General features: G+C 57.5%; 7 protein-coding genes. 4 read left to right on the forward strand and 3 right to left on the reverse strand.

Annotated elements, in window-relative coordinates; all coding sequences use genetic code 11:
* Positions 1-181: 181 nt before the first annotated feature.
* The 4 genes from ACEWE8_RS22920 (at position 182) to ACEWE8_RS22935 (ending at position 11,389) form a co-directional block, all read left to right on the forward strand.
* Positions 182-2,008: a hypothetical protein gene (locus ACEWE8_RS22920; RefSeq protein ID WP_046786580.1), complete on the forward strand. Its 1,827-nt coding sequence runs from the start codon at positions 182-184 to the stop codon at positions 2,006-2,008.
* 87 nt (positions 2,009-2,095) lie between these two features.
* A complete protein-coding gene (locus tag ACEWE8_RS22925) occupies positions 2,096-4,561 on the forward strand; it encodes a hypothetical protein (protein ID WP_046786579.1) in 2,466 nt (821 codons plus the stop codon).
* Between the two features lies 1 nt (position 4,562).
* Entirely contained in the window at positions 4,563-7,451 is a 2,889-nt protein-coding gene (locus tag ACEWE8_RS22930) for a hypothetical protein (protein WP_395589371.1), read from the forward strand.
* 71 nt (positions 7,452-7,522) lie between these two features.
* Entirely contained in the window at positions 7,523-11,389 is a 3,867-nt protein-coding gene (locus tag ACEWE8_RS22935; protein ID WP_395589372.1) for a sugar-binding protein, read from the forward strand.
* A gap of 48 nt (positions 11,390-11,437) precedes the next feature.
* Here the strand turns inward: ACEWE8_RS22935 and ACEWE8_RS22940 are convergent, their stop codons facing one another.
* From ACEWE8_RS22940 to ACEWE8_RS22950, 3 genes are all read right to left on the reverse strand, one after another.
* Positions 11,438-11,977: a fimbrial protein gene (locus ACEWE8_RS22940; protein WP_046786576.1), complete on the reverse strand. Its 540-nt coding sequence runs from the start codon at positions 11,975-11,977 to the stop codon at positions 11,438-11,440.
* Between the two features lie 77 nt (positions 11,978-12,054).
* On the reverse strand, positions 12,055-12,780 hold the full coding sequence (locus ACEWE8_RS22945; protein ID WP_046786575.1) for a molecular chaperone: 726 nt from the start codon (positions 12,778-12,780) through the stop codon (positions 12,055-12,057).
* 65 nt (positions 12,781-12,845) lie between these two features.
* A complete protein-coding gene (locus ACEWE8_RS22950) occupies positions 12,846-13,391 on the reverse strand; it encodes a fimbrial protein (protein WP_046786701.1) in 546 nt (181 codons plus the stop codon).
* Positions 13,392-13,809: the final 418 nt, after the last annotated feature.

Consider the following 13,809-nt stretch of genomic DNA (forward strand, 5'->3'; position numbering starts at 1 on the left):
GGGCCATGGTGGCGTGCTGCCTGTTTGGAGCTTATTCAACTTGCCGTGCTGTGACACCTGTCAGAATTAACAGGTGCCCGCGTGCCTGGCGGGCGAGTGCTACCTGTTATTTCTGCCAGTAGCCAGCCGCGGTGTTGAGCCGTACAACTAAGGGCATCTCGAATCCCCTTGGAGTATGTTCATGGCGCCCAAACGCACACTGGAAGAGCGGGCTGAACAGTCCCCGCACAATCCCGCCCCTGAAATCCCAACGCAAAATGCGTGGGGTGAAATTGATGTCAAAAACATGAACGGTGCAAACCTGGAATTTGTCATCACGGATGCGGATATCAGGTTTGGTCAATATATTTATCCGATCTGGCGCGGCGTCGCTGCAGACGGCACCCCTTTTGATGAACTTGACGCGATGCGTGAAGTGCCTTTCGACTACGACACGACAAAAACGATGGTGGCAAGCGTCAGCAATCGTTTTGTTGAAGCCTTCAACGGTGGGTGGGCATTTTTATCTTATAAGGTTGATGACGTAGCAGAGAGCACGCCGGATTCAATGCGGGTTTTTTGTTACCTGGGTTTGCGCGACCGTAGTGGTAGTGCCGAAACATTATCGGTGGCGCAGGCACGTGAGTCGCATGATCGCGTGATTGTTGTTTCGGATCTGGTCTCTGCGGGTGTGCGCCTGTTTGCGCCACGCTACCGGGCCTTGCAGGTTGGCGACAGCATCGAGCTCATGGCGCGCAAGTTTAATGCTGCGGGCGAGGAAGTAACGCCACCGGCGAGCGAAGTTTACGAGGTGACCGAGACCAACCTGGCTGAGCCTCTGCAATGGCAAGTCGCCAAGTCGCATTTCATGCGCGTGCAGAATGGACGGGTGGAGTTCCGGTACACCATCACGCTGGCCGGTAATGGAGAAACAATTGAATCGCCTGTGCAGGAAGTGGCGGTAGCAAGTGCGCCGAGCCCGGTCGACCTGTTGCCCGAACCCGAAGTCGATGGCTTTACGGGCACACCGCTCGACCCTGGCAAGTTCCCCAATGGAGTAACTGTTCGCATACCTTCATATCCGGGTATTCAAGCGGGCGACTACTTGCTGCTGCACTGGAAAAGCCCCGCCCAGATCGAGCCTGCGGTGCAGTTTGCGCGCATGGATGCGAGTAGCCTGGAAGGCGATGAAACCGTATTTCGGGTTGACGCAAGCCTGCTTGTAGCGGGTGACCATCAAGTGTTCTACCAGGTAGCACGTGCCGGGCATGCGTTGACTTCCGATAGCCTGGAGGTCGAGTTTGAAACGGCACGCAGCCTTGCCGCACCGGCCATTGAGCGTGCCGAAGCGGATACGCCGGGCAAGCAAAAGCTATTGGCGGACTACGCAATTCTCGGGGCTTATGTAACGGTGCCTGATATCCCTTTGCGCCCAGGCGAACACTTTGAGGTTCACTGGGACGGTTATGAGCAAAACGGCAAGCAGATTACCGACACACCGGTGGAAGAAGGCGGCCGACGATTCAAGATAGACCCCTCCGTTGTCGCCGCGAACATGCATCAACCCGGCGCGGATAACAGCAGGCGTTTCACCGTGTTCTACCACATTGTCGATGAAGATGGCGTGCGCTCGGCGCCCTCCACCGCTGTGGACTTGCGCGTCCAGCCGCTGGTTTTCGATATCAACATCACGTGCCCGCAAGCGGAAAACAACGGCGAACTTCGGCGCTCCAAACTCACCCAGAACGGTGCAATGCTCGAGGTATCCGGGGCGCTGCTCTGGCCTTTCGCTGCGCCAGGCCAGCCCTTCACGTTGGCCATTGAAAGCGGCGCGGTATTACGTAATGGGGTGCCTGTCACGGCTGGCGAACATGGCAATCGACGGATACAGCAGTGGTTGAGTGTTGCTGTTTATAACGGTTTGGAAGAGAACAGACAGTACACCGTTAGCGGGAATGTAAGTTTTGATAAAGGCGACAGTTGGCACTCGCTCAGGCCGCTACTGCTTACTCCGAAAAAGTCAATGTAAGCGAATTTGAAACAGGCCCGGCCGGGCAAGCTCGCCGGCGGCCTGACGTTGCATTAATGAAAACATGGAACATGGAGATCAACTCTGATGAACAGTAAAATTCCTGCACTGACTCAAGCCGTCAGCGCTCAATCGCTTGAGGAGTTTCTTGCCGAGATGGACGAGGGTGCAAAAACCCTGAAGTGGGATGCGCTGCTGGTGTTTGACCGGGGCGCTACCAATGCCCTGCTGACGCAGGAATACATTGACCGGGTCGATATCGAAGATGTGTTCTTCCCTGCGCTACCCGATGGCAGCGTTGATGTAGGTAATGGCATCGAGCATGTCTTGCTAGGCCTCATACTTGACAAGCCACGGCTGTCTTTCGAAAACGCAAGTATCCAGGACTCGAAAGGCAAGTTGCAGATGCGCTTGGTGGGCGGTAAGCACATCGAAGTGATCGAAAGGTTCCTCGATGGTAAACCTGTCAGGCGCGTTGGAGCCCTGACGGTCTATAACGCTGCCACGCGCGGTCTACTGGATATGAATATCCGGCTGGAGGCCGTGGCAGGCTCGGTCGACAGTAACGGCAAAGTCTTGCTTGATTTGAATGACGCATTCGACCATCAGTTCAGTGGAGGGGGCACTGAGTTTGAGAGGCAGCGCTTGGGGTTGTATTTCCAGGACGTGTTCGACGCCTGGAGTGAAAAAAATGAAAGAATCACCCAATTCCCGCTCAGCGAGATGGTCGTTGACGAGGGGTCGCCTATCAATCCTGGTGTCTTTGGTCTTCGCACCCATGCTGCCCCTGGGGCGACTGTGCTCGGCAGTGAGGGTTATGGTGACGGCGCAGTGGTTGTGTTCGTTGCCATGAAAGGCAGTGCAGCCGGCACTTACCCCCATGATGATGCGGCGATGCTGTACATGTTGCCTGAGGCCCCAGAGCCGTATACCAGTAACCTGGTTTTTTCGAATAAATTCTTGGCCAATCAAATTTTTAAGCTGGGTTTTGAACAGCTTGAAATGACGAAAGGACGATTTGATGTAGAAACATTGGCCGGCGAACGCTTTAAACTTGTAGCCAATTCAGAGGTTGTCGCCAATGAGACGGTTTCGTTGGCAAAAAAAAGAAGTGGGGGGCTGGGGTCGGAGTATTGGGAAAATCATTTGAACCTCGATAATCTTTCTCCTGTGCTTTTTTCCAGCGGCAATGAGTTGCTGTTCGAGCAGAGGTCGTTGAAGGGAACACTTGTTTCGAGCGCGCGTATTGGTTCGGTTGCTGCTACCTGGACGGCGAAGTGGGGGAGCGGGTCAGACTCGTTTGGTGTCTATGCGGATGTAAAGGCTGATGTAGGATTTAAGTTTGTAATCAAGAAGGTGGATGGGCAGGCGAAGTTGGTTTTTGAATTGGAGCAGTTCGATTTTTCTGCGGAGTTTACCATTGATATTGGTAGCGGCTCAGACAAAGATCGCTGGCGTGACATGGCAAGAGAAATAGAAGCTGAGTTGGAGGGCATACTGCACCCACGGTATCAAGCGCGATTCGACGACTTCAAGAATATCACGTTCGAAATCGACGCGTTGCGTCTTAACAACTTGCTTTTCCGTGGCGATAACGTCGTCGAACCGCGCGACGTGGCCATGCCGACCGACTTGACCCTGCTCGGCAACCTGGCGCCCAAGCGCACCACGCTGGTTATAAGCCCTCAGGAACCCATCGTTGCAAGCGGGCAGGTGATCGAGTTCACCGCCGACGGTACAACAGGTGGTGTCACCTGGAAAGTGGAAAACCTCCCGGGCGAAACCGGCGAAACTGGGGCGTTCAACGATCCATCGACGGGGCGATATACGGCGCCATCGGATGATGCGCTGCGTGCTGAAGGCTACCGCCGGTTGATCGTGACGGCCACCAGTGGCGAACTGGTGAGCAGGGCGTTGGTTAGCGTTGTACCAAGCCAGGTCACGGTGAACCCATGGGTAGCGGTGGTCAATGTGGGCCAAAGTTATTCACTGAGTGCGGGCACACCAGATTCTGCCGCGCTGATATGGGACGACCCCGAGCTGGGTAACGTCGGCCCCGATAACGATCCGTTGAACCCCGAGGGTTACAAGTATACCGCGCCGGTGAGACTGCCCACTCCTGCCCCATCAGACCCGCTACACGCCGGCGCGCTGCGCCTGGACCCGGTCACCGTCCGCCCGGCTGCCGGAGGTGCGGCAGCGACCATCGACATGCTGGTGGTTGGCGCCAAGAACTCCAATTACTGGCTGGAGCCAGAAGCCAGGAGCGATGGCAGCGTCGCGCTGCCGTTCTACAGGCTCAACCGTAATTATGAAAAGGTTGAGGTACCCGAGCCTGTCGAGTGGACAGTGCTGCGCGGTAGCGGAACCGTCGACCAGGATACCCGGGTCTACACGCCCGCGCCCGATGCGGACGAGCAGTACGTGATCATATCGGCATTTTACGACGACGGGGTTTCTCCCGATACCCTCGACTACGTCGTTTTGCCGCTGCCATTCGTTCCGGTGCGGCGTTACGCCGATATCCTCAATCCAGCCATCAAGGAGGTTTGAGATGGACCGTGATATGAAGAAGGCGACTTTGCAAACAAATCTGCAAGCTTCGGTGCGTCTCGGATGGGGGGGCGTGCTTGCCCTGGACCGCCGGCTCCTTGACCTTGTGCTTCGCGAACAGTACCTCGACGCTCTCGGTAATTTCGGCGCGATGGACCCTATCAATCTGGAGGCCTACCTCGACGAGGGAGAGCGAATCAGCGGTTCGTTGCAAGGGCTGGTACTGGGCGCGCCCCAGGTCAGCTTCGAAAATGCGACGCGGTTCAGCCAGGACCTGACGTTGCGGATGAACATTCTCGCAGGTGAATACATGCGAGTTGTGCACCTGCCAGGCAGCCCCAAACGCGTCGTGGAGAGCTTCACCATAACCGAGGCCATGGGTTTTCGCGTCGAAGCCCCGTTGTCATTACGGGTCGGCCGGCCGAAGGGGAGCCGGTTCACCTTGTTGGAACTGGATCTTGCCAGTGCGGTCAAGTTTTCCACCAACCTGGGGCCAAACGATTATGTCAACAACATGATCGGCCTTCGCCTGCAGGAAGCGATCAGCTATATGCAGGTTTACCAGCGCACCTATACCCTGGGCAGTTTCGTCATGGACGATTACTACCCGTTGAGCCCGGACCAGTTCATGGTGCGTACCATGCCGGCCCCGTGGGGGCAAAGCGAAGGTAGCCCTCGCCATGGAGACGGTGCGGTGCTGGTCTTCATGAAGCTGGGGATTGACCTGCGCCCAGGGGGGCAGCCAGACCCAGGTATCGGTTTCCCTTATCCGATCGCCGAGGATACGGCCGGTCTGCCGGGTACCCTGATCCTCGTTCCTGATATCGCGGATCTGGGGGCGGGGCAGATCAAGGATGTACTGAAGACCTTCAGCCTGCCCAGTGGCCATGAGTTCGTTCCAGGGGCACCAAAAACCGGAGCCGATCTTGTCGTGCCCGGCGACTGGCAGAAAAAACAGCACGCCGTAACGGTCGAACCCGCCCTCGCGAAAGTCGTAGCCGGACAGACCATCGCGTTCACTGCCGATGGCGCAACTGGCCCGGTGCAGTGGTCGGCCATCAACCTGAAGCGCCCTGCGGCGATCGGCTCATTCAGGGGTGCCAGCTACAGCCCGAGCCCTGCAGCCAGTTTCGTCGAGGACCAGCAGATGGTGCTGGTAACCGCCACCTCGCCTGAAGCAGGCGGCGAGGGGCGCAGCCACGCCTTGGTGATGGAAAGTGCCCGTGCGGTGCAGGTTGCACCGCGTGTTGCCACCTGGGTGCAAGGTGAAGACCCGATCGAGCTCCGCGCCTCCAGTGTCGAGGCAGGCAGGCTGGAATGGACGCTGGTGGGCGCAGCGCTTCTTTCGGGGGGTGAACAACGCGTTCAGACGCTGGACGAGCCGATTGGTGACCTTGATGACAAGGGTGACGGTCGAGCCATTTTCACGCCCTATCCGCCTAGTGGCGCGGTCGATTTCAGGGTTCAGCGAATCCGTTGCACCAATCGGATGACCGGAGAAAGCGCTGAAGCTGCGGTGGTAGTGATCAGATGGCATGCAGGCCTGAATGTGGTTCCGTTCCACGTGGCCCAAGCGCTTTCGGTTCAACCCACGCAGTTCACCGTGATGTCCAAAGACTTGTCGCAAGACCTGGGCAGCGCTATGACCTGGACTGTGAATGGGGAGGGTGAGTTCGATGGCAACGTGTATATGCCTCCGGACAACCCACAATTACCTATTGCGGTGGTCACTGCTTTTGACGGCGTGGAGCGCACCGGCTACGCCATCGTGGAGTTCAGCGAAGGTCGGCAGGCAACAGCCGGGCTGTTGTCATGGGAGGCCATCGGCAACTTCGAACTTAGAGTCCTCGGTGCGCCCCAGTGCTTCGCCAACGGCTGGCAGCAGATTGAAGTCGAGGTGACCGTTGCAGCCGCGAATGATCACAATAGTCAACCGGTCGACATCTCCGACGCCGATATGGCAACTTTGAAGTTCTTGAATGCCGACAGCAATAACGATCTACCCTTCCTCGCGCCGATGGAAGAAGCCTTGGCCAGCGACGATCAAGGGGGTGGAGACTGGGCGGTAAACAGGTACGCAAACAACATCCGCAGGCAAGTTGCTGTAAACGGTGGGTCGAGCGCGCCCTTGCAGGCCAGAACCCGCCGGTTCTTTCTCCATTCCCGTAAGCCAGGGATTATCAGGGTTGTTGCCTCGATACAGAATACCTTGACGGGTAAGACAGTGACATCGTCGGGGTTTGGCGAGAAAGGCAGGCTGGAGTTGCGGGGGCAGGTCCTGCCTTCCTTCACACAGGAGCTCTATTCCTTCAAGCGTACCCGCGTGGCAGGGGATGAGTCTCCGTCCGAAGGGGATGAGTTCGCTTACGTTGACAAAAGTACTGACAACTGGTTGCTCGAGCACGTCCTGAGGGAGGGCCGGGTGACCAAATTCGCACGCTTGATCATCAGGGATGACGATAACAAATCGGGTGTACGTTGGTCGTGGAGGCCCGGGTCGTCGACGCCACCACTCAAAGACGACGATTTTGTCAGCTACACGGGTTTCTCGTTCCAGTCGCTTGATGGCGGGGTCCGCGACGAACTGTTGTTTGACGGGCTGCTCTACCGCATGGCGAAGCAGCGAGGGTATGTACTGCCGAGGCTGGTGCAAGGCGCGAAGCCGGGGGCTGGGCAACTGATGCTCATCCTGCAGCGGGACACGGGTTTCGTTCTGCAGAGCGGGATGGAAGCCCCGGCTTATCGCCAGGTACTTGAAAAGGACCTGGTATTCACCCTGCTGGATGAGGAGGGCAACGAGCATCCGCTGACGTTTGCTTTTGCCGTTACGGCGGAAGAAGAAAGGCAAGGAATAACCCATCGGGACGTCCTGAAACTTTCCATTCGCTAAGCATGGGCTCACCTCGGCACACGTGGGCGCTGAGGTGAGCACTCCACTACGCCTTTCGGATAATCAATCACATGGGTATTGAAACCGTACTCCACTCCAATGCATTCAATGCTTCTGGCTTTGTGCAAAACAATGTCGACCCGCGCACCGGCCAGTATGCGTTAAGTATCAACCTGCCACCCCTGGTCGGTAATGACCAGATGGGGCCAGAACTGCCGATCCGGCTTGTGTTCAACCCGTTCAGCGACCAGGACGTCGGCTTTGGGCGCGGTTGGTACATCGACCTGACTCAGTACGTGCCCGGTACGCGCATGCTGCGGCTTCACACAGGAGAAAGCTTCAAGGTGACGGGCAGTGGCACAGAGCCGGGGATCAAGGAAAGAAAGCTCGAAAGTTTCCGTTTTCTTGATGACAGTGTCGGCAACAAGCAACAGTTTCGGGTGGTTCACAAGTCGTACATGGAAGAAGTCCTCAGTGTATATGGGGTCGGTGAGCATGCCGTTGCGTTGCCTTCCGAGGTGCGCGCAGCTTCCGGCCATCGTATTCTGCTGAGCTATACGCCCGATAACCAAAGGCTGGAACGTATTGTCGATGGCACAGGGCTGGAACTACTGAACATCAGTTATGGCAGCACGGTGACCCTCGACCTGCACCCCAATGCCAATGGTGCCAACAAACCTTTGGCGCAATACAAGCTCATCTTGCGCAATGGGGCGTTGAGCCAAATTGACTTGCCGGCAGAAGCGGGGGGCAACTGGCGTTTTGAATACACCACTGCCTTTGGCCTGACCTGCCTGGCCAAGGTGTCCACACCCTACGGTAGCGTGGAAGACATCGGCTACGGCGAGGGCGGCGATACAGGCCATCTGCTACCAGGCGGCGGATCGCGTACAGCCATACCACGGGTGACTTCCCATGTGGTCAACCCTGGTGCTGACCAGCCACCGATGAAAACCACCTACACCTACACCATTTTGCAAGACAGTATTCAGGCGCCGAACAACTTTGTCGGTAACGGCAGCGGTGTCACTTGGCGTGACGATGGTGAAGATAACCTGTATCGCGCTCGCCCCACGTACCTTTATGGAAGCACGGCGCACCAGTGGGGCAAGGGTGGGGATGGCAAGGATCAGGTGTTGCGTACTACGCAGCGCACGTACAACCGTTTTCACCTGCAGGTGAGCGAGGTTGTGTTGCAAGGCAACAACCAGCTTGCCAGCAGTACGACGTACCACGGCAATGTGGCAACGGAGTTCGACAATCAGCCGAGCAACTTCCAGCTGCCGCTGGAACAAGACCGCACTTGGTCGCTGCAAGGGGATGCCTCCAAAGTTCGTCACGAGCCTGCCACCAGGACCGAGTATGACCTGCATGGCAATTTGACTGCTCAGACCCTGCCCTCAGGCCAGCGTACTGTCATCGAGTATTACCCTGCCCAAGGTGGTGACGGCTGCCCGCCCGACCCGGACGGTTTCGTGCGAAATCAGAAGAGTGTGACGGAGTATCCGGCATCAGGTGGCGACATGTCCGCACCGGTCTTGCGCAGGCGTTTTGAGTATGAAGCGCTCGCCCGGGTCAGCTATCCAGGTGCTTCGACCACACTGCCTGTGTCCAATTGGCTGGTCGCGACCCAGGAAAGCCTGTGTGAAGTGGTAGGGGAGGAGGAGCAGGCTGCGCTGCAAGTAACCACCATGAGTTCGATCGATGAACCCGCCGACTTGCTGCGCCATGGTCGTCCGCTGCTGCAAACGTTGCTCATGGGCGGTAAAGCTACCACGACCGGTTTTACCTACAACAAGGAAGCCCTCGATGGGCACCCTGCGCTGGTGACCGAGCAGCAGGTGACTGGCTTTGATCATGGCGAGCTCGACGCCGAGACCGGCCAGCCGCGCCATGTCTGCCAGGTGATCACGTTGAAGGATTCGGTGCTCATTGGCCAACCGCTGCTCAATCGTGACGACAACGATGTCGAAATCGAGTACGAGTACGATGCTCTGCGCCGGGTCGTTCGCGAAACGGTATCGCCCAATGAAGCGGCGTACACGGCAACGCGCGTGTATGAGTATGGCCTTGTGAGCGCACCTGGCGGCAAGGCGTTGCAAAGCCGGGTGGACGTCAAGGGGGTTGCCATTCGCTCGTACATCGATGGCCTGGGGCGAGTGGTCAGTGAGGAACGTCATGACGCCGACGCCGAAGACATCCAGCTGCATCAGGTTTTCCGCCCGCGCAATGCGTTTACCTACGATGAGCTTGGCCAGCTGACCGAGGCAATCGAATACGATTGGAAAGGGCAGCAGCAAATGCCGCTGGCGATCCAGTATGAATACGACGACTGGGGCCAGCAGCGCTGCGAGACCGGCCCGGATGGGGTCAAGCAGTTTGAGGAACATGACCCGATCGGGTCCAACCCTGACGGTCAAGACTCCGAGGGCAATCTGCCCACCCTGACCAGCTGGAGCGAATCTGCCGATGGCACGTCGAGCGTGGGCAAGGCTATCACTTGGTTGAACCTGTTCGAGCAGCCTGCCCAGCTGCAGCGTTTCGACCTGGCGGGCAAGCTGTATGCCAAGCATGAGTACTTCTATGACGGCCTGGGGCGTAATGTGCGAGAAGTCGATGCACGCAAAGCGGTTACCCGCTCCAGCTATGACGCTTTCGGGCGCCCGGTCGACCAGACGCTGGCGGACGGGGCCGTGGTGCACCGCGATTATGCCGTGCACAGCAGCGACGACCTGCCGACCAGTATCAGTGTCGAGGGTGCCGTGCTCGGGGAGCAGGTTTTCGACGGCCTGAACCGCATGATCACCTCCATCACCGGAGGGCGGGCAAGTAACATGCACTATGAACCTGGCCAGTCCAAGCCGAGCAGGGTGATGACGGCTGCAGGCAATGTCATCGAATACCAGTACATTCCGCAGTTGGGCGAGGACCCGGAAGTGCGGCGCATTCCGGGTAAACAGGCGGACTACCAATTCGACCCGCAAAACGCGCGGCTCACCTGGTGCAAGGAGGAGGGGGAGGAGCTGACCCGGGCCTATTTCAGCACAGGCCAGATCAAGGAAGAAACCCGCACGATCGGGAATGAGACCTGGGCCATGGAGTATGGCACCAGTCTGTTGGGGCGCCAGTTGTTCTACAAGGATGTTCTCGGCCAGACGCAGACCTACGATTACTACGCCAGTGGCCTGCTACAGCAGACTGCGCTGGGGACCACCAGCAGCCGGTTCTTCTATGATGGGTTGAGCAATACCCAATGCATACTCACCCTGGATGGCACGCAGGGGCTGGCCACGGAACTGGAGTATGACCACCAGGGGCGGGAATGTCTGCGCAGGTTCGTGTTCCTGAGCACCCAGGTCGAGGCACCGATCGAAGGCTTTGCGTTCGCCAACGAAGCTGTGCAGGCGCTGGTGGAAGAGGCCGGGCTGCGGGTGCAGGGTGTACAGGAGCTGGTGCAGGAATACAGCGTGCTTGACCAGATCACCTTCAAAAAGCTGAGCGAGAATGGCAGTGCCTTGCGTGAGGAAACGTACAAGTACGACGTGCGCGGCCGCCTGGAGGAATACTTCTGTGAAGGGCTGCTTTCCCATAGCCCGAGAGACCCGGCCGGAAAGACTATTCGTTACCAGTTTTTCGAGTTCGATGCACTCGATAACATCACCTGGGTACTGACTGAATTTGAGGAAGAAGACGGTAGCAAGGGCGCAAACGAGGCCACTTACCTATTCGAAAATGAAGACCCTGCGCAACTGACCGGCGTGACTAACAACCACGCTGACTATGCCGACTTCACGTTGGAATATGACGATGACGGCAACATGAAGCTCGATGACAAAGGCAAGACGTTGAGCTATGACGCCCTGGGTCGCTTGAGCAGCTACGATGGCAACGGCTATAGCTACGATCCTTTGGACAGGCTGGCCGGCCAAGGGGCATGAGGTAGGGGGAGTGAGATCGGGCCGTAGGCCCGATCTTTTTTGCGGGGCTTACGGCATGTCCACCCTGAACTGAACATCACTGTTGGCGAAACCGGCGGTTACCTGGGTAGCGGTCGCCTTGTAAGCTGCAGAGAACAACATGTCGGTAGGTTTGCTGTCATGCAGGGGGTACTGCTTGGAGGCGATACCGTTATCTACCGGTGTGCCTGCGTTGTCCTTGATGATCAAAGCCAAACCTTTGGCGCCACCAGGCTCAAGGGCATACAGTGTGCCGCTGGCGCCAGCGCCGCCGTAACTTCCGGTAAAGGTTACGCTGGCACTGGCACCGGGCAGCAGTATGCAGCCTCTGCCGGGTGTAAGGCGCAAGCCGAAGGCGCGGTTCGCGGCCTCATCATCTGCCTGCTTGAACTGGGCAGCGTTCACGTTGCCCATGTAGATTCTGCTGGCGGGCAGGCCGGTCGAAGGGTCGATGATTTCAATCGCACAGGTCCCACTGCTGACCTGGCCGAAGAAGTTGATCGAGCCGGTGTTTGCCAGCGTCTGTTGACTGGCCATGGCGAGTCCGAAGGCAATGACTAGGGGCTTCATGGAAGGCTCCTCGATTTTTGTGAAGTACGATAGCGAACGAGCCCGGAGGGCTCGTTCGTATGTATTGGCAGGCAAACTCAGGAACCGCTCGACAGTGCCTTGTGCATCGCCGGGGTGGCGACCCCGTAGTCATTGATGGTGGTAAAGGTCAACTGCAAAGCATTTACCGATTTGATACGGGCAAGGTCATAAACCTGCTGCCCGAACGGCGGCGCCATTGCCATGGCCTGTATAGCTTCCGTCGTACCTGCAGTACTGACCTCCAGGCGGCCGAACGTATAGTGGTAGGGCGTCGGGTTGTCTACCACTAGCTGGACACGCCCAAGGCCTTGGCGCACGGACCATTTCAGCTCACCGATGCGGTCGAAGGGCCGATCTTTCAATTCGCTGGGGCGGTAGAAAAGCTTGAGGCGCGTACGCAGCGCAACATTGAGTACGTTTACGTCCTCAGGGGTTACTTCGGGAATTTCCTGAACATTGAGGTAGAAGAGTGTTTCCCGGTCCACAGGCAGCTTGTTGGGTAGACGGCTGATCTGCACCATCTGCTCCTTGCCGGGGTCCAGGCGAAACAATCCTGGCGAGGTAGCCAGAGGGACGGCTGTGTCGGTATCGTCCCTGGCGGTGTTGACCCAGCTTTGTACCGCGTAGGGGCGGGGGCTGGGGTTGGCGATAACCACAGAAGTGCTGCGTTTGTCGCTGTCGAAAACGATACGTGTGGTATTGACGGTGAGCGCTGCCTGAGCGGGTTGCAGGATGGCTGCGAGGCAAATACCCCAGCCAAGGCGGCGCAAGTGAGTCTTCATCTGGCGATACCTGCTGAACGGGATGAGTTAACCCCAGGCGGCTTCAGCACGCCCGGGGCGCTATCTCATGGGATGTCGACAAGAAATTGCACATCGGTATTGGCGGTACCGGCGGTGACGCCGGTGCCGATGGATTTGTATGCCGCAGAGAAGATCATGGTGGTGGGGTTCGTGTCATCCAGCGGGTAATCCTTGGAAGGCGTACCGTTGACCACCGGTGCGCCAGTATTGTCCTTGATGGTCAAGGCCAGGTTGTTGGCCCCACCTGGCTCCAGCGCATACAACGCACCACCTGTACCAGCGCCACCGTAGGCTGCGGTGAAGGTGACCTTGGCGCTGGTGCCTGCGGTGACGACGCAGCCGCCTCCTGGGGTGACACGCATGCCGAAGGCGCGCGAGGCGGCCTCATCACCTATGGCGGTGAACTGCGAAACGTTGACGTTACCCATGTTGATGCGGGCCACCGGCAGACCTGTTGATGGGTCGATGATCTGGATCGGGCAGGTACCGGCATGGACTTGGCCGTAGAAATTGATCGAACCGGTATTGGCAAATGCTGCGTTGCTGGCCAGGCCAAGCCCGATGGCAAGCGTGATGAGCGTCTTTTTCATGTTGAACCCCACTGTGGAACAGTTGTAAGCAGGACGTTCTCGTCCTTTGAGTTTCTGCCGAACAACTGGACCGGCAGGGCGCGAAGTTTAGGTCGATAAGCAATGGAACGGCGTAGGAAAAGTCTGATGATATTCAGGTAAATTCATCACCTTGGCGGTTGATCATGTAGCGCCCAGCGAACCGGCAAGCATGTCGTTACTGAACTCTGTATAAGAATGGTTAATTCAACGATCAAGACAACTGACAAAAATGCCAGTTTTCAGAACCCTGTTCAAAGATGTTCAATAAAGAATTATTCGTAGACGGGGTGCGTATATGAAAAATGTAATCGATGAAGATGCTGATCCAGCCTCTGGGGCAATGTCATCAACCTAAGCTGCAGCCCTGCCCAAGGCAAGCCCCCCGAAGCAGCCAGCC

Origin of the sequence: Pseudomonas sp. TR47 (assembly GCF_044143025.1) — a bacterium.
In the GTDB taxonomy this organism is placed as follows: Bacteria; Pseudomonadota; Gammaproteobacteria; order Pseudomonadales; family Pseudomonadaceae; genus Aquipseudomonas; species Aquipseudomonas putida_E.